The sequence below is a fragment of the Melghirimyces profundicolus genome (genome assembly GCF_003054245.1).
In the GTDB taxonomy this organism is placed as follows: domain Bacteria; phylum Bacillota; class Bacilli; order Thermoactinomycetales; family DSM-45169; genus Melghirimyces; species Melghirimyces profundicolus.
Map to the genome: position 1 here is coordinate 1 of NZ_QBKR01000005.1, position 16,656 is coordinate 16,656.

Genomic DNA, 16,656 nt, shown 5'->3' on the forward strand with positions numbered 1-16,656 from the left:
ATGAAGGCCATGAGCCACCACATGGCCGGACCCTTCATATGATCCAACAACCCTCCTCCGATCATCGGACCGAAGAAGAGACCCAATTGCCCCAAGTTGTTGGCACCGTAGTAAGTGCCCCGCATCCGATCAAGGACAAGGAGGATTCGATTTGAGAATAGACGATGAAAAATAAAATCCCTGCCAGCACAAAATAGCGTAACGCCCGATCGCGCCGGATCACTTTCCAACATTCACGAAAGGGAACCGTATTGGCTTCGGGCCCCTGTACTTTCGGGAGATCGCGACGGTAACGCAATAAAAAGGTGCTTAATGAAAGAAAGTAAAGGGTATAAATGATTCCGGTGTATAGAAAGATCGTCATTCCGAGCGTGTTATAATCAAAAACCATACGATGGGGTGGTATCCCCTGTATTTGACCCAACGATATTTTTCTTGCCGTGAGAGGGTGCTGGAATTGGAGTGGTAGGACATAGGCACTCTGTGGCTCCCGTCGAAGTAACTTTCATTATGGTATCGGTTCAATCCAATCGGTACAATTCATTCGAAGCACTAAATGAATAATCCAGATAATATAGAAAAGGAGTATCGGGCGTGCTTTGTTGTCTGAGAGGGGATCGAGCTGTTTGTATTACATGACCTCTTTCCGATGAAATAGTGAAAAACCTGACGTTTGACGGATAGTCAGGGGAAGTGAGCTTTGGTACGATAACGATGCACCCAATTCCTATGGGCCTCTACGATTGTTTGAACCATGCCAACAGCGTTGACCCTCTTGCATGCCTCCTCGTTTGAGAGGAGGCTTTTTTTTGTCTTCTGTGTAGGTTGGCATAAATAAAAAAACCCTGAAGAAGGGGGCTCCGAAAAACACTTCCTGTATCTTCTCGTCGAAGTCTGGATTCCTAACTCAATGAAAAATGAAATGAAGCCGACCCAGGGCGTGTCAGGCACTTCAAACGAGGGAACGGTTGACGGGACCTTTTAAAAAATAACCGGTAAATCATCGGTCAAAACAAAAGAACCCCTCCGGAGGTGAGGTCGAGTAAGGGGTTCTTTTGTGTGGGATGTGGTATGACCAAAAAATCTTTGTCCCTTCATCCCAATCGATGTATAAGATCACAAATTTAGAGAAACATAATCCTGTCCACGGTTTTCGAAACCTCCTTTAGATAAAGGTCCCATAAAGGGGCCTTTATTCATGTCAGCTAAAGGAGATCTGATAAACCACTTGCCCAGATGTTCAAATAACTCCAAGTGCTCACCCGCACCGTGAACCAGTACAGCAACAGAGCGGGGGCTGTTGGGAACCCACATCCGATACCGAAGGTGAATCCCGTCCCATGTGCATAGCCTGTCCTCATGAATCTTAACAGACACATTGCTTCCTCCTGTTGGTTAGGGCTTCATCCCTCAGTATGTACAAATAGCGGGAAAACCCTTTTCACAGTTTTACCCAAAACCTATAGCCAAGCCCTTCATCATCAGGATTGATCTTTTTTACCAATGATCACCGGAATATCCGTTTCCATGAATGTGCATCATACCTCTTGTCCATCTGAAAAAAGGAGGGAATGAAGATGACCGTCGGAACGAAAATCCAGCAAACCGTTGCCAGCGCGGAAGGGGTCGCCGCTAATTTAAGGACCTTTGCACTGGATACGGACAATCAGCAGGCCAAACAAATGTACAACCAACTGGCGCAAAACGTGGACTCCGTTGTCCAACAGTTGAAAAGCCGTGAGCAACAAGTGATGACAGAAGAACCTCAGTATAAGCAACAGTAAAAATGTGAACCCATCTCCTTTCCTTGCCAAGGAAGGGGATGGGTTTATTTGCGGTCCCGTAAATCTCAGATTTACGCTCGTGCTATACATAGGGATCCCTATTTAAACAAAAAAATAAGCTCCACCTCTCTTTTTGAGATGGAGTAATGCAGATCGAAGGTGACTCCCACCTGTATGGATCGAATGGAAGATGAATGAATGAGTGCTTCCCCCACTTACCCAAGCAAAAGTGGGGGATGAGAGGTGCATAACAGTCGTCCCCAATCAGCGGAAGAGGAACAGGACTTGCAATACTCACTATACGTATCAAGGGCATATCCAATGATAAGAAACGATGGCGAAAGGTAGTGAAGGATCGGAGAACGCTTAACACACAAACACCCCACCTGAGCAGGGACGAACCTCCGATAGGGTGTTTGCGTCCATTTTGGGAGCTATTCTTGAGGCTTACACAAAATCCATATGCAGGTGTGGTGCATTTGTTTACATTTTCTCTTAATTAAGCGGGAAAGACCTAGCTGATGGAAGCATCCCATTTGAGCAGTTTAATGTGGCATGGAAATCGCTTGATTCCCGGCAAATGGAAACGGCGATATCCGCTAGGGGGTAGCCGGGATCAAACATTGTTAGCCTTCAGGTTGTTCACGGATCCTTTTGTTAGATATAGATCTTTGCCTTGTTCTTGCCATATCGGCATTTTTTTCTGTTTCTTTTTTGGGCCATCGCAATGGCTTTCTTCCCTGCCGGGCGTTTAGGGATGGGAGACAGGAGAGGCGAAATCTGAAGAAGAGGGTTTTTCAATGATATCATCCTCCTTTAGCGTTTTAAAAAAATCCTATTCTCGAAGATGGCTTTTGAAACGGTGAAAACCTATGAATGGTTATATTGAAACGAAACCCGTTTCCCTTTACGCAAAAAACAACTCTCCCAAAGGCTTCAGAGGAATCTTGCGAGAAAAGGCCTCTACTGATTTCCGACTCTCCCTGCAGCTGGAGGGATGGATTTAAAGAAAAAAACCCACCTTTTTGAGTGGGTTAGACATGAGTTTGAACTCCTCCCTTTATCTTTATATGTATTGTCCAATACCCGGGTAACCGAGCAGAAGCCCATTTTCGGCCCTGAAAGGGATGTATGGGACATTCCACATAAAGAAGGTGCACCGTGCGATGACCCGGTTAACCTGGTTGGCTCGTATTCGATCCTCCTGTGTTTATTCCTTCATCAAGGAGATTCGTGATACGGACTGTAGTGGAAATAAGCATTCTTTTTCCCCGCTAACAAAATGAATGACCTTCAACTCTTCATCGAATTCCCTTATCTCTCCCTTAGCTATACGGTAATAATTCCCGAGTGTATAAGTAATCTCTACTTTTTTGTGTTCTTCTGCAAGTTTTTTTAACATGTATTAAATCCTCCTGTTCTCCGGCTACCAGCGTGATCGCTCCGATGGTTTTCCAATAATCGTCGCAACTCGAGACGGAACGACGAAAAAGTCCGCCTTTTACAGGTGCATAGACTGTGGGCGTGTGTTACCCTAAAACTTGATATCCCTTTTCGCACCATGAGCTCCCCGTGTAACCCACGGGGATATTTGTATGTATCCTTACGCACCCGACATGATGAAGGGGCATTAGGGTTGAACCTTGCCATACGGTCTGCGGGAAGCTCAGAACACATCGTTGCCTTATACCATGCGAGAGGTGGTAGCCATCACTGATCTGATCGGCAGGGGAGATGATCCACAGATGGCCGATTGGATGGTGGAATCCTGGGAAGTGAGTGAAGGGGATTTAGCAGGTATCTTGGAAGGTCCCACAGGGTAAGATAAAACCTGCTATTTATAAAAGCACTTTTAAGCAGGTGAAGCACGTTTGAAACCGATCCTGACTCTCATCTTGAGCCTGCTTCTTCACTCCAGCGTTTTTTGTTCGATGCACCCCGGGGACGACCTTTGGATTCACGTCGATCTATGGAAAAAAAGCTTTACCTGATGGATGGAGATCAAATCCTCGATACCTTTCCTGTCGGTGTTGGAAAAGAACAATTCCCCACTCCCATCGGAAACTGGAAGGTGGTTGAAAAGTCCAGAGAATGGGGAGGAGGTTTTGGTCCCCGGTGGTTGGGACTCAATGTTCCATGGGGGAAGTACGGTATTCACGGCATCAACCGCCCCCATTCCGTCGGCCGTCATGCCAGTCACGGTTGTATCCGCTTGCTGAATCCGGATATTGAGGCGCTGTTTCCGAAGGTTCCTCTGGGAACCCGGGTTCACATTGAGGGTCCGATTCTGGGGCTGGGGGAAGGACTTCCGAAAACACTGGTTCGTGGAGACCGGGGATCATTGGTCCTCTTGGTTCAAAACCGTTTAAAAGCAGCGGGATACTATCACGGGCCATTGGATGGATGGTTTGGAGCCGGCTTGGAAAAAGCGGTGAAGAGGTATCAAAAAAGATCATCATTTAAAAATCACAGCCCAAATTCGGTTGGATGAATACCTGCAGTTGGGATTATGGGAATAAACGCGCCAAAAGCCCCTCCGGCCAGCACCAGGAAGGGTGTACGAAAGGGACGGGGAAGGGTGGAATGGGTCGAATAGGGAGACCGGGGATCGGGTTTCGAGGACCGGGAAGGGGATCGATGTTAAACTGGGTACTGAAAGCGTTGTGAAAAAGTGAGCGGCAGCCTTTACCCAAAGCCGCTCCGGATGAGTGCATAGCGAGACCGGGAGCGAAGCGACCCAGGCGAGACTTGTGCTCTGTGAGTGCATAGCGAGACCGGGAGCGAAGCGACCCAGGCGAGACTTGTGCTCTGTGAGTGCATAGCGAGACCGGGAGTGAAGGGACCTGGCGAGACTTGTGCTCTGTAAGTGCATAGCGGGACCGGGAGTGAAAGGACCCGGCGAGACTTGGGCTCCGCTTTGATTACCAATAAACGTATGTTAAGATTAAAAATTAGGATATTAAGGACGTTACCGATTTGAATACTGATCGAGGTGAAGCGGGATGGAAACGGATACGATTGCGGCCATCTCGACCCCCATGGGGGAAGCGGGCATCGCGGTGATCCGTGTCAGCGGACCGGAAGCGATCCAGACAGCCGACCGTATATTTAAGGGAAAGAACCGTCTGGAAAATGCAGAAAGCCATACGGTTCATTACGGATATATCATCGATCCCGAAACGGGGGATCGGATCGATGAAGTGCTGGTGACGGTGATGCGGGCCCCCCGGACCTTCACCCGGGAAGATGTGGTGGAGATCAGCTGTCACGGGGGCATGGTTCCCGTCCAGAATGTGCTGGAAGCCTTACTGACATCGGGGGCCCGGTTGGCGGAACCCGGGGAGTTTACGAAAAGGGCTTTTTTGAACGGCCGGATCGACCTGTCTCAGGCGGAAGCCGTGATCGATCTGATCCGTTCCAAAACCGATCGTGCGGCCCGGGTGGCGATGCATCAGGCGGATGGGAGGCTTTCCCGCCTGGTCCGTCGACTGAGAGACGAAATTCTGGAGACGCTGGCCCACCTGGCGGTCAATGTGGATTATCCCGAATATGATGCGGAGCAATTGACAGCTCAAAAGATTCTGGACCGCTGTCGATCCATCGAAACGGAGTTGGATCAATTATTGAAAACGGCCCGGCAGGGAAAAATTTATCGCGAAGGAATCGCCACCGTGATTATCGGAAGGCCCAATGTGGGTAAGTCTTCTCTGATGAACGCCTTGGCACATGAGAATAAGGCCATCGTGACGGAAATTCCGGGAACCACCCGGGACGTGATCGAGGAATACGTCAACGTCCGCGGGATTCCTTTACGTCTGGTGGATACGGCAGGCATCCGCGAGACGGAAGATGTGGTGGAAAAAATCGGTGTGGAACGGTCCCACCGGGCTTTGGAGGAAGCAGATCTCGTGCTGCTTCTGCTCAACTACGCGGAACCCTTGTCGGAGGATGACCGTAAGCTTCTTTCCATCGCCCGGGAATACACCACCATCGTCGTGGTGAACAAAACCGATCTCGAGCCGAAGCTGGATCTCGGAGAAGTGGAAAAACTGATCGGTGACTGCCCCCTGATCACCACCTCGATTGTCAAGGAGGAAGGTTTGGACCGTTTGGAGGAAGCCGTCGCCAATCTCTTCATGGAAGGAAAAGCCCAGTCCGCGGATGCCACCTATGTCAGCAACACCCGTCATATCACCTTATTGAAACAAGCGAAACAACAAGTCAGGGACGCCATCGGGGGAGTGGAATCCGGCGTTCCTCTCGACATGGTGGAAATTGATTTGAAAAACGCCTGGCAGTCCCTCGGGGAAATCATCGGGGAAGCCGTGGCGGAAGATTTGATCGACCAGATTTTTTCCCAGTTCTGTCTGGGGAAATAAAGGAGGGAATCCGGATGCCGACTTCGGGTGATCGATTTGACGTGATCGTGATCGGGGCGGGGCACGCCGGGTGTGAAGCGGCCCTGGCTGCAGCCCGCATGGGTTGCTCCACGCTGCTTCTCACCTTGAGCCTCGACACAATCGCTTACATGCCCTGTAATCCGTCCATCGGGGGACCCGCCAAGGGGCATGTGGTCAGGGAAGTGGACGCCCTGGGTGGTGAGATGGGGCGCAACATCGATAAAACGCATATCCAGATGAGGATGCTGAACACCGGGAAAGGGCCGGCGGTATACGCCCTCCGGGCTCAGGCGGACAAGGTGTTGTACCAGCAGGAGATGAAGAAAACACTGGAAAATGAGCCCAATCTGGTTCTGCATCAGAACATGGTGGAGAGACTCTTGGTAAAAGACGGTCGTTGTGAAGGGGTGCTGACCCGGACCGGCGCCAAATATTATTCTTCCACCGTGGTCCTGACCACGGGCACCTATCTTCGGGGGAAAATCATCATCGGGGATCTGACTTACGAAAGTGGCCCCAATAATCAGCAACCCTCCATCAACCTGGCTCACCACCTGCATGAACTGGGCTTTGAAACCGTCCGGTTCAAGACGGGGACACCTCCCCGCGTCAACAAGTTGACTGTGGATACCGATAAGATGGAAATTCAGCCGGGTGACGACGAACCGCGGGCCTTTTCCTATGAAACGAAGGAAACGATTACCGACCAATTGCCTTGCTGGTTGACCTATACCAACGAGAAGACCCATGAGTACATCCGCGACAACCTGCACCGGGCTCCGATGTACTCGGGGGTCATCGAAGGCCAGGGCCCCCGTTATTGTCCTTCGATCGAGGACAAAATCGTCCGTTTCGCCGACAAAAACCGGCACCAAATTTTCCTTGAGCCGGAGGGACGGGAGACGCTGGAGATGTACGTTCAGGGGTTGTCCACCAGTCTTCCGGAAGAAGTGCAGCAGTCGATTCTGCGAACCATTGACGGCCTGGAACGGGCGGAGATGATGCGGACGGGATATGCCATCGAGTATGATGCGATCGTTCCCACGCAACTGTGGCCGAGCCTGGAAACGAAAAAAGTGGAGAACTTGTTTACTGCCGGTCAGATCAACGGGACCTCCGGTTACGAGGAAGCGGCGGCACAGGGAATCATGGCGGGAATGAACGCAGCAAGAAAAGTGCAGGGGAAAGAACCCGTCGTGCTCGATCGTTCCGAGGCGTACATCGGGGTGTTGATCGACGATCTGGTCACCAAAGGGACCAATGAACCGTACCGCCTGCTTACTTCCCGTGCGGAGTACCGTTTGCTGTTGAGGCATGACAATGCGGATCTCAGATTGACGAATATCGGATATGAAGTGGGATTGATTTCCGAAGAACGATACCGTCGTTTCACCGCGAAACGGGAAGCGATCGAAAAAGAGATCGAACGGTTGAGGAATACAAAAGTGAAACCGACCCCGGAAGTGCAAGCCCTTCTTCGGGAAATCGGTTCCAGCAAATTGGATAATGCCGTGGAACTGGCCAAGTTGATCAAACGACCCGAGGTGAAATACGAGCATATCCACCGGTTGGCTCCGTCGGATGTCGCACCGGATTCCGAGGTGGCGGAACAGGTGGAAATCCAGCTTAAATATGAAGGTTATATCAAAAAATCTCTCCAACAAGTGGAGAAGATGAAAAAGATGGAGAACAAACGGATCCCGGATTGGGTGGATTATGATAAAGTGAAGGGAATTTCTTCGGAGTCCCGGGAAAAGTTGAAAAAAGTCCGGCCTTTGTCCCTGGGGCAGGCTTCCCGGATTTCCGGGGTCAACCCTTCCGATCTTTCCATCCTGCTGGTTACCATCGAACAGGGCAGTCATGCCGCCAGCGGTTGAATTCCACCGGCCGTCCGTTTTTCATCTGCCAGAAAGGAGATCCCGATGGAATGCCGAGATTGGTTGGGTGAACAGGTCCGGGTGGGGTTGGGATTGGAACTGAGCGGCGAACAGTTGGACCGTTTCTCCCTTTACTTCCGCCTGTTGGTGGAGGGAAACCAAAAGCTGAATCTGACGACGATCACGAAGGAATCGGAAGTGTTTATCAAGCACTTTTACGATTCTCTTACGGTGGCGGGTCATTTACCCCTGACCAGTATGGAAACCGTCATCGATGTGGGGACCGGGGCCGGGTTCCCCGGACTCCCCCTCAAGATCGCTTTTCCTCATCTTCGCCTGGTTCTGTTGGATTCCCTCAACAAGCGGGTGACGTTCCTGAAAGAGACAACGGAACAGTTGGGTTTAAAAGGGGTCCAATATCTCCATGCCCGAGCGGAGGAAGCAGCACGGAACCGATCCCACCGGGAGGCTTACGATCTGGCTGCGGCAAGGGCGGTGGCCAAATTGAATGTACTGTCCGAGTACTGCCTTCCCTTCGTGAGGAGGGGAGGATGGTTTGTGGCGATGAAGGGCCCGGACGTTTCAGAGGAAATGCAGGAATCCGAGAGGGCGATTCAGGTTCTGGGAGGCACTCCGGTCGAAACCGTCTCCCTGTCCTTGCCGGAAAATCAAGGAAAACGAAATCTGATTCTCATCCAAAAAAAGAGTCCGACACCGAAAACCTACCCGAGGAAAGCGGGAACTCCATTGAGAAAACCGGTGAAGTAAAAAGAACGACTGCCTGCCATACAGCAGACAGTCGTTCTTTTTATCCCAGATTATTGATCAGGTTGTGGAGGCCCCGCAAGGCCAGTTTTCTCTTCTCCAACTGTTCATCCTGTGAGTTTTCTGTGGAAAAAGGGCCCAGAAATTCATCGTAGGATTGTCCGAAGGGATCTTCAATACTGATGTCATCCTTTTTCAGTGCATCGGACTGTCCGGAGTTTTTCAGGACATTCCGGGCAGCTTCCTGTTTGAAGGAGGGCGCGAAATCGGAAGAGGTGTCATCTTCTGTCGTTCGTTGGTGCCGGGCAAAAGGTAAGGATGCACTCTCCTCCGTCTTCCTTCTCCTTCCCTGAAGCGGGCCCCTTTGGGAGGAATCGCCTTCTCTTCTCCGGAAGTTCGCCTGGTTGGAATCGATGAATTCCCGGTTCCAGCCTTTGCCGGAAGCCGGTCGGTTCTTATTTCCCTGGAAAGGTTCATAAGTCAGTTGTTGCGGCCGGTTGGGCGACTCTTCCTTCCGTGAGTCCGGGGTATGATCTTTTCTTTCCTTGGAGTCCCATACCCGGTGTCCGGGGATGTCCGGCTCTTTCTCCGGGTGGGAAGTGTTTTTTCGATCTTGACCCTGCAATAAATCCCGTTGCCGGGAGAACTTTCGGCGTTTCATTTTTTGCTCCATCGGAATGACCGATAAAGCGGGATGTTTTCCCGGAGGAGTTTTCCCCGAAAGCGGTCCGCTTTCGAGAGGACTCCGCGTTTCATCATCCGGTTGCCTCCGGGAGCGGATGTTGTTGGATCCTTTCTTTGTGGGAGGTTCCGCGACAGACGAAGGCGGCTCCTTTCGCACGGCCGGTTCGGTGGACCGATCCGGTGAGGAGGGTTGGTGGATCGGTTCCGTCGGCGACGCAGGGGTTGAATGCCGATTGCGGGCCAATTTTTTTCGCAGCCGCTTTTCCCTTTCCCGGAAGACGGGTTCACTCGAGGATTTCCGTTCTGTTTGATGGAAGGGGGGATGGGATTTCTTTTCACGGGTGGAGGTTTCCCGTTCCCCCGGAACGGGGTCCGGGTGATCGTCCTGAGGTGCGGGTTCCGGCGGGGCCGGTTCAGCGCCTTCTTTTTTTTCCGTTGGTTCCCCCGAAGGAAATTCCTCTCCCGATTCCGTCCATTTCCCCTGTTGGGACGGGGGCGTTTCGGTGCCCTTCCCTTTGGGTTTCAACATCGGTGACGAACCGGATTCAAAAGAAAGGCGGGGGTCCGGGACCTGATCGCTTTGAGGGGCCTCCTCTGTTTCTTTGAACAGCAGGTTGGATTTTTCCGACTGTTCCTGTGCCTGAAGGATATAAACCGAATGTTGGGTTTCTGCCTTTACTCTTTCATAAAGGAGTTTGGGAGACCAGTCATTGTTCTCTTCCAGACGAATGAGTTGAGCTTCCACCCCTTCACGTGGCCCTTGGGAGGAACCCTGTTGCGATGAGCTGCACATGACGGAGGCGACGGAACCCGGATTCAACTTGAGCAAAAGTGCCGTTTTTCCCATACGGGCCGCCTTTTTGGCTGCTTCTCTACCGGCCGGGCCTTTGCTGATGATGATGACATCATATTCTTCTCCCGAATGGGCCATGGTGTTCCCCTCCTTTGCCTTGCCCCGGAATCGGTACCGGGCAGGGAGAGCTCCTTTTTAAATGAAAAGGCTGCGGAATCCCCCAAGGCGATCGACCCTGGGGGATTCTCCCTAGGTTTGCATGCAGTATGGTTTATTTTTTGTTTTGTCCCTTTCTTGCGTTGACCCTTTTTTCTGCGGAGCTGGGAACGGTGAATTCCTCCTGGATGGTGGCGGCCACTTCTTTTTGGGATTTCATCGGTACAGCACGGGACTTGGATTGGGTGAACTTGCACAGCCCAAAGGCATTGGCGAACTGGGCGTCGATTCCGTAATCTTCGGCAAAAATCAGTTTGTCCCCGAAGCGTTCCCGGTAATAGGGTTTGAAGGGGATGGAGGAACCACCGGTCAAAATGATATAAGTGATATCATCGGCATAGTCGAGTCGGTTCCACACTTCATCCACCAAGAGGGTCCCCACTTCCTGAATGCAACCCTTGACGATTTCATTCACATCGTACACTTTACCTTTGAAGCTGATCTCACCGGTACGGATCACTCGATTCAGACTCCAGATGGGATATTCTTTCCCCTGTTTGTCCGGGTCCACTTCCCGGGAAAATTCAATCAAGCGTTTGGACAGGAGATGATAAACATTGATCATGGCATGCCGGGAAGTGAAACTTTGCCTTTTGATGATGGTTTCCCCGTGGAGAGTTTCCACATCGGAGGTTCCGAAACCGAGGTCATTGATACTGACTTTTTGAATGAACAGATCTTCGTTCAAAAGCTGGCCTTCCCGGTCCAATGCAATGTGGAAAAGGGTGGCCATGGGCTGGCTGATCACGTAAAGATTTTCCCGCTTGATTTCGAATTCAATTTTGCGGTAGGGAAGGTTTCCTTGTTTCACTTCAAAGCTGTGTTTCCCCACCAATCGGCGTTTTAATTCTTCTTTGTAGTCGATGTAACTATCCGTGGGCAGAGCGACGGATACGATGGGTTCATGGTTGTCACTGCCCTGAAGCATCAGTCCGGTGCTGACGCGAAACATGATAAGGTACTCTTCTTCACGAAACCAGGTGGGGCTGAACAGGCGGCGTTCGTGGGAATCGAACAGTTCGTCATCTGAAGATTGGTCAATGGCGAGCTTGCCGACAAACCATTCGTTGTCTCCTTCCCGTTCCCGGTACATGATGTTGTGTGGATCATTGTTGTAAGTGATCTCCCCGACCCGGTTGGGGACCACCATGTTGCGGATGAACATCTTCAGAAACTTGTCTCCGTTCCGACTCACAACTTTCGTTCCATAGTAACCTTGGTCATTTCCTATGTAGACGCTCATATCCAGTTCCTCCCGATTTTTGTCGAAGGTCGTCAAACTCTTCTTAATTGATTCTATCAAGGGGAATTGGAAAGGGTCAATAAAAAGAGGAGCGGGATTCCCGGGAAAACAACGCTCTTCGACCGGAATCCTCATGGGTCCTTCTTTTTTCCTTCCAAATTGAAAAAACGAAGATTGACGAATTTCAACATAAAATGGTTGGAAATACCGGAGAGGGAGAGATGAGCTTCGATTCTGACAAGAAAAATGTTTCACGTGAAACATTCCGGGAAGATGCAACCATAACGGGAGGGGGTTTTAGTAAAATATCGAATATATGATAACGGGATCCTATTTGATTTTACCCTGTTTAGGTGGTGTCCGAGAAGATGAGAGAGCCGTTCAGTCGGTTGTTCGGCATGGCGGAAAAAGTAGAAAGCGAAGAAGTGAAAGAGTTGGACGTAACCCGGGTGCAACCCAGCCCTTATCAACCGCGCACCGTCTTTGATGATGAACGGATCAACGAACTGTGCCAGACGATTAAAACCCATGGAGTGATTCAACCGATTGTAGTCCGGCAGGTGGCGGAGGGTTATGAGCTGATTGCCGGAGAAAGAAGACTGCGTGCGGTGAAGCGGATGGGGATGAGGACGATCCCGGCGATTGTCCGGGAAATGACGGATACGGAAGCGGCTTCAGTTTCTCTGATTGAGAATCTGCAGAGAGAAGGGTTGACGGCGCTCGAAGAAGCAACGGCTTATCAGAAATTGATCGAACTGCACGGACTGACTCAGGAGAGCCTCGCCCAACGCCTGGGCAAAGGCCAATCCACTGTTGCCAACAAGCTTCGTCTTCTTTTACTGCCCGGGAAGGTGCAAGAGGCGGTGTTAAACCGAAGCATCACGGAGCGGCATGCCAGAGCTTTGTTGGCATTAAAAGAGGAAGATCTCCAATTGAAACTGTTAAAGGAGATTCTTGACAAGGAACTCAATGTCAAACAAACGGAAGAAAAGGTCCGCAAGTGGACGGAACGAAAACGAAAGTCGAAACCGAAGCGAAAAGCTTTCTCCCGGGACGTGAGGATTGCCTTTAACACGATTCGCCAGTCGGTGGACATGGTAAAGAAAAGTGGACTGGCTGTTTCTTCCGATGAAAAAGAATTCGATGATTTTTATGAAGTCGTTATACGAATTCCCAAGTAAAAAGTGTACAATTTCAAGGTGACAAGAGCGAGCCACAGGCTTGGAACGAACTGCTTTACCTGAATCCTGCCAAGAAACGAGGTGCAAGTCATGAGTCGAGTCGTTGCCATCGCCAATCAAAAAGGCGGGGTTGGAAAGACCACGACATCCATTAACCTGGGTGCCAGCCTGGCTGACCAAGGAAAGAAGACCCTGATCGTGGATATCGATCCGCAGGGAAACACCAGCTCCGGACTGGGAATAAACAAAGCGGATGTGGAGAAGTGCATTTATGATGTGTTGATCAATGAGACCCCGATGCAGGAAGTGATGTTGAAAACCTCGATCGAAGGGTTGGATTTGATCCCCGCCACAATTGAACTGGCCGGCGCCGAAATCGAACTGGTCCAAACTCTTTCCCGTGAACACCGGTTGAAGCGTTCGCTTCAAATCATCCGGGATAACTATGATTATATCCTGATTGACTGTCCGCCTTCTCTGGGGGTGCTCACGGTCAACTCTCTCACGGCGGCGGACGCGGTGTTGATCCCGATTCAATGTGAATTTTACGCATTGGAAGGGTTGGGACAATTGCTTAACACGATCCGCATTGTACAGAGGCATCTCAATAAACGCTTGGAAATCGAAGGCGTGCTGTTGACGATGTACGATGCCCGCACCAATCTCTCCCTCCAGGTGATGGAGGAAGTGAAAAGTTACTTTCAACAAAAAGTGTATTCGACTGTCATTCCCCGCAATGTGCGCTTAAGTGAAGCTCCCAGCCACGGGATGCCGATTTTGAGTTACGATGCTCGTTCCCGAGGTGCGGAATGTTATGTAGAACTGGCAAAGGAAGTGATCCAGAATGGCCAACCATAAGGGTTTGGGAAAAGGACTGGGTGCCCTGTTTCCCAGCGCGCAGGTCAGTGAAGAGGATGCTGTGAACGAAGTCCCCCTGTCGGATCTGCGTCCCAACCCTTACCAACCGAGAAAGAATTTCGACCCCGAAGCGTTGGAAGAGTTGGTTTCATCCATCAAGGAACATGGGATCGTTCAACCGTTAGTGGTCCGAAAGAGCATCCGGGGATATGAGATTGTTGCCGGCGAGCGACGGTTTCGGGCAGCCAAAGATGTCGGACTGGAAATGGTACCGGTGGTGATTCGGGAATTTTCCGATGAGCAGATGATGGAGATTGCCCTGATCGAAAATCTGCAAAGAGAGGATCTGAACTCGATCGAAATTGCTCAGGCATACAAAAAACTGATGGACCATTTTTCGATGACTCAGGAAATGTTGGCGGCACGGGTGGGGAAGAGCCGCCCCCATGTCACCAACTACCTCCGTTTGCTCCAGCTTCCAGAAGAGGTGCAGGAGGATGTTTCACGTGGAACATTGTCCATGGGGCATGCCCGGGCTCTCAGAGGAATCAAGGATCGGGACGTTCTGTTGAAGTTGGCGAAAAAAACCGTGAAAGAAGGGGCCAGCGTCAGGCAGCTGGAAGAATGGGTGCAGCAATGGAATCAGGGATTGCAGAAAAACAGCAAGAAAAAACCCAAAACCAAAGAAACGAGCCCTCCCGAATTCAAAAGATACGAGGACTTGCTCCAGGAGGCATTCAGCACCCCGGTACGAATTCGACATGGAAAAAAGAAAGGTAAAATTGAATTCGAGTATTATTCCGAGCGTGAGCTGGAGCGCTTGGTGGAATTGCTTCAAAGTAACCGAATCCTGAACTGACGTGGTTTGATTTTAATGGAGGGTTATGAGTTGATTTACCTGGACAATGCCGCTACCACTTGGCCGAAGCCCGAGGGCGTTTCAAAAGCGGTGAAAGAATGCATGGACCGGTTTGGGGCCAACCCGGGAAGAGGAGGCCACCGGTTGTCGAGATCCGCAGGGGAAACGGTGGAAGAAACGCGCCGTTTGCTTGCTCGCCTGTTCGGGGTGCGTGACCCGAAGAATATGATCTTCTGCCAAAACGGAACTCATGCCATCAACCTGGCTTTGAGGGGGTGGCTTCGGCCAGGAGATCATGTGGTGACAAGCAGGTGGGAGCACAATGCTGTCGCCCGTCCGTTGGAGGCCCTGAAAAAAGAATGGGATATTCGGGTCGATTATATTCCTTCCGGGAAACATGGACCCCTGGATTTGGACCGTTTGAAAACGTCCATTACAAGGAGTACCCGTTTGATTGTCATCACCCATGCATCCAATGTGACGGGAAGTGTGATGCCTTTGGAGAAAATCGCCACCATCGCGGCGGAAAAGGGGGTTCCCCTTTTGGTGGATGCGGCACAGACCGCCGGAGTGTTGCCCATCGATGTGGAGTCGATGGGGATTTCTATGTTGGCTTTTCCCGGTCATAAAGGGTTGATGGGGCCCCAGGGGACAGGGGGTCTGTTCATTGCCCCCGGACTGGAGGTTCGGCCGCTGGTTCAGGGAGGGACGGGCAGTCGTTCGGAAGAGCTTCGACCGCCGGAAGAACGCCCCTGTTCCTATGAAAGCGGCACTCTGAACACGCCCGGAATCGCGGGGTTGGGGGCCGGGATTCGCTTTTTGATGGAACGGGGAGTGAAAGAAATCCACCGGAAGGAAACGTTGTTGATTCGGATGTTGCAGGAGGGAATCCAAAGTCTCGACGGGGTCCGACTCTACATTCCGGAGGCGCCTTCTGTCCCCGTGGTTTCGTTTAATGTCGAAGGGGTGGACGGTACGGAAGTGGCCGCCATACTGGATCAACATTACGGGATCGCCGTTCGGGCCGGGTATCATTGTGCAGCCCTGGCTCACCGCGCGTTGGGGACGGCGGAGACCGGAACCGTGCGTGCCAGTCCCGGCTATTTCAACACAGAACAGGATGTGAGCGAGTTCATACAGGCATTGAGGGAGATTCAACAAGCCTTTGCCGGGTTCTGAGGAGAGGGTGTCCTATGGGTGCTGATGGGTACGAGACCGGAATGCGTAAGGACATCCATGAAACGGTCATGCTAGAAGCGTTGTGATTGATTGTCAGGCTTAGAAGAAGGGAAGCGTTACCCGAAATAGGAACCGTTTTGCCGAACGGGTTTGTTACCGGAACATTGTCTATTGCACCGGAGCGATGTGCCGGGGGGCGGGGCAGCGGACGGCTTTGCCGTTCATCTTTTTTCGTCGAAGATGGGGGATGCTTTCACTTTTTCTTGAAGCCACAGGAAAGAGGTAGGGTTTAATGAAGGAGTTATATTCGTTGCTTTTGTCCAAGTCGGTGGAACTGATGATTCTGATCCTGATCCTTCAATTCGTCACGATCACGTGCTGCTTCATTCTCTGGATCCGTCAATCGCGGCAGGGGAAAATGTTGAAGCGGTTGGACGGAGACGCGGAGTGGCTTAAAGAGTTGACGGATGAAAACGGCGCCCAGGGCCTGCAACTGATGCATCTATTATCCCGGTTGGATTCATCCACCCGCAAGCTGCAGGGAAGGTTGGGTTTGGTCCGATATAATGCCGTGGGGGAACGAGCCACGGATATGAGCTTCTCACTGGCCCTGATAAATGAAGAAAAGGACGGAGTGGTGATCAGCAGTCTTTTCAGTAACCATGGACCATCTTATATCTACGCGAAACCGGTGGAAGGAGGAGAGTCTGCTTACCCTCTCTCCAAGGAAGAAAAACAGGCGATCGAGCAAGCTGTCCGAACAGAGGGTTCATGGGGGACGAAACGCCCGGATCACAACGTTCAGGGAAGCGGATAA

Annotated in this window: 13 protein-coding genes; 10 read left to right on the plus strand and 3 right to left on the minus strand. The window is 51.2% G+C overall.

Going from position 1 to position 16,656, the window contains the following annotated elements; genetic code table 11:
- Window positions 1–1,577 precede the first annotated feature (1,577 nt).
- Window positions 1,578–1,784: a DUF1657 domain-containing protein gene (locus tag C8P63_RS04810; protein WP_108022213.1), complete on the plus strand. Its 207-nt coding sequence runs from the start codon at window positions 1,578–1,580 to the stop codon at window positions 1,782–1,784.
- 1,210 nt (window positions 1,785–2,994) lie between these two features.
- Here C8P63_RS04810 and C8P63_RS04815 read toward each other — a convergent pair.
- The gene (locus tag C8P63_RS04815; RefSeq protein WP_108022214.1) at window positions 2,995–3,186 is read right to left on the minus strand and encodes a hypothetical protein; all 192 of its coding nucleotides are present in this window, start codon (window positions 3,184–3,186) and stop codon (window positions 2,995–2,997) included.
- 567 nt (window positions 3,187–3,753) lie between these two features.
- On the opposite strand from C8P63_RS04815, the gene C8P63_RS04820 reads away from it, so the two are divergent.
- The 4 genes from C8P63_RS04820 (at window position 3,754) to rsmG (ending at window position 8,829) form a co-directional block, all read left to right on the plus strand.
- The gene (locus C8P63_RS04820; protein WP_108022215.1) at window positions 3,754–4,275 is read left to right on the plus strand and encodes a L,D-transpeptidase family protein; all 522 of its coding nucleotides are present in this window, start codon (window positions 3,754–3,756) and stop codon (window positions 4,273–4,275) included.
- 511 nt (window positions 4,276–4,786) lie between these two features.
- Window positions 4,787–6,163, plus strand: coding sequence for a tRNA uridine-5-carboxymethylaminomethyl(34) synthesis GTPase MnmE (mnmE, locus tag C8P63_RS04825; protein ID WP_108022216.1), 1,377 nt, complete (start codon window positions 4,787–4,789; stop codon window positions 6,161–6,163).
- 14 nt (window positions 6,164–6,177) lie between these two features.
- Window positions 6,178–8,061: a tRNA uridine-5-carboxymethylaminomethyl(34) synthesis enzyme MnmG gene (gene mnmG / locus C8P63_RS04830; RefSeq protein WP_108022217.1), complete on the plus strand. Its 1,884-nt coding sequence runs from the start codon at window positions 6,178–6,180 to the stop codon at window positions 8,059–8,061.
- A 45-nt stretch (window positions 8,062–8,106) separates the two neighbouring features.
- The gene (gene rsmG / locus C8P63_RS04835; protein WP_108022218.1) at window positions 8,107–8,829 is read left to right on the plus strand and encodes a 16S rRNA (guanine(527)-N(7))-methyltransferase RsmG; all 723 of its coding nucleotides are present in this window, start codon (window positions 8,107–8,109) and stop codon (window positions 8,827–8,829) included.
- Between the two features lie 40 nt (window positions 8,830–8,869).
- Here the strand turns inward: rsmG and C8P63_RS04840 are convergent, their stop codons facing one another.
- Window positions 8,870–10,441, minus strand: coding sequence for an FAD-dependent oxidoreductase (locus C8P63_RS04840; protein WP_108022219.1), 1,572 nt, complete (start codon window positions 10,439–10,441; stop codon window positions 8,870–8,872).
- A gap of 133 nt (window positions 10,442–10,574) precedes the next feature.
- A complete protein-coding gene (locus tag C8P63_RS04845) occupies window positions 10,575–11,762 on the minus strand; it encodes a ParM/StbA family protein (RefSeq protein WP_146172111.1) in 1,188 nt (395 codons plus the stop codon).
- 368 nt (window positions 11,763–12,130) lie between these two features.
- On the opposite strand from C8P63_RS04845, the gene noc reads away from it, so the two are divergent.
- The 5 genes from noc (at window position 12,131) to C8P63_RS04870 (ending at window position 16,656) form a co-directional block, all read left to right on the plus strand.
- Window positions 12,131–12,943, plus strand: a complete 813-nt coding sequence (gene noc, locus C8P63_RS04850) for a nucleoid occlusion protein (protein WP_108022221.1) — start codon at window positions 12,131–12,133, stop codon at window positions 12,941–12,943.
- Window positions 12,944–13,033: 90 nt separating this feature from the next.
- The gene (locus tag C8P63_RS04855) at window positions 13,034–13,801 is read left to right on the plus strand and encodes a ParA family protein (RefSeq protein ID WP_108022222.1); all 768 of its coding nucleotides are present in this window, start codon (window positions 13,034–13,036) and stop codon (window positions 13,799–13,801) included.
- Window positions 13,788–14,660, plus strand: coding sequence for a ParB/RepB/Spo0J family partition protein (locus C8P63_RS04860; protein ID WP_108022223.1), 873 nt, complete (start codon window positions 13,788–13,790; stop codon window positions 14,658–14,660). Before C8P63_RS04855 ends, C8P63_RS04860 begins: the two co-directional genes overlap by 14 nt.
- Window positions 14,661–14,690: 30 nt before the next feature.
- Window positions 14,691–15,839: an aminotransferase class V-fold PLP-dependent enzyme gene (locus C8P63_RS04865; protein ID WP_245920702.1), complete on the plus strand. Its 1,149-nt coding sequence runs from the start codon at window positions 14,691–14,693 to the stop codon at window positions 15,837–15,839.
- A 292-nt stretch (window positions 15,840–16,131) separates the two neighbouring features.
- Entirely contained in the window at window positions 16,132–16,656 is a 525-nt protein-coding gene (locus C8P63_RS04870) for a DUF4446 family protein (protein WP_108022225.1), read from the plus strand.

Coding starts and splice junctions, on each gene's coding strand:
- C8P63_RS04820 (WP_108022215.1), top strand. CDS start 3,754: ATGGAAAAAAAGCTTTACCTGATGGATGGAGATCAAATCCTCGATACC.
- mnmG (WP_108022217.1), top strand. CDS start 6,178: ATGCCGACTTCGGGTGATCGATTTGACGTGATCGTGATCGGGGCGGGG.
- C8P63_RS04815 (WP_108022214.1), bottom strand. CDS start 3,186: ATGTTAAAAAAACTTGCAGAAGAACACAAAAAAGTAGAGATTACTTAT.
- C8P63_RS04870 (WP_108022225.1), top strand. CDS start 16,132: ATGAAGGAGTTATATTCGTTGCTTTTGTCCAAGTCGGTGGAACTGATG.
- mnmE (WP_108022216.1), top strand. CDS start 4,787: ATGGAAACGGATACGATTGCGGCCATCTCGACCCCCATGGGGGAAGCG.
- rsmG (WP_108022218.1), top strand. CDS start 8,107: ATGGAATGCCGAGATTGGTTGGGTGAACAGGTCCGGGTGGGGTTGGGA.
- C8P63_RS04840 (WP_108022219.1), bottom strand. CDS start 10,441: ATGGCCCATTCGGGAGAAGAATATGATGTCATCATCATCAGCAAAGGC.
- noc (WP_108022221.1), top strand. CDS start 12,131: ATGAGAGAGCCGTTCAGTCGGTTGTTCGGCATGGCGGAAAAAGTAGAA.
- C8P63_RS04810 (WP_108022213.1), top strand. CDS start 1,578: ATGACCGTCGGAACGAAAATCCAGCAAACCGTTGCCAGCGCGGAAGGG.
- C8P63_RS04855 (WP_108022222.1), top strand. CDS start 13,034: ATGAGTCGAGTCGTTGCCATCGCCAATCAAAAAGGCGGGGTTGGAAAG.
- C8P63_RS04845 (WP_146172111.1), bottom strand. CDS start 11,762: ATGAGCGTCTACATAGGAAATGACCAAGGTTACTATGGAACGAAAGTT.
- C8P63_RS04860 (WP_108022223.1), top strand. CDS start 13,788: ATGGCCAACCATAAGGGTTTGGGAAAAGGACTGGGTGCCCTGTTTCCC.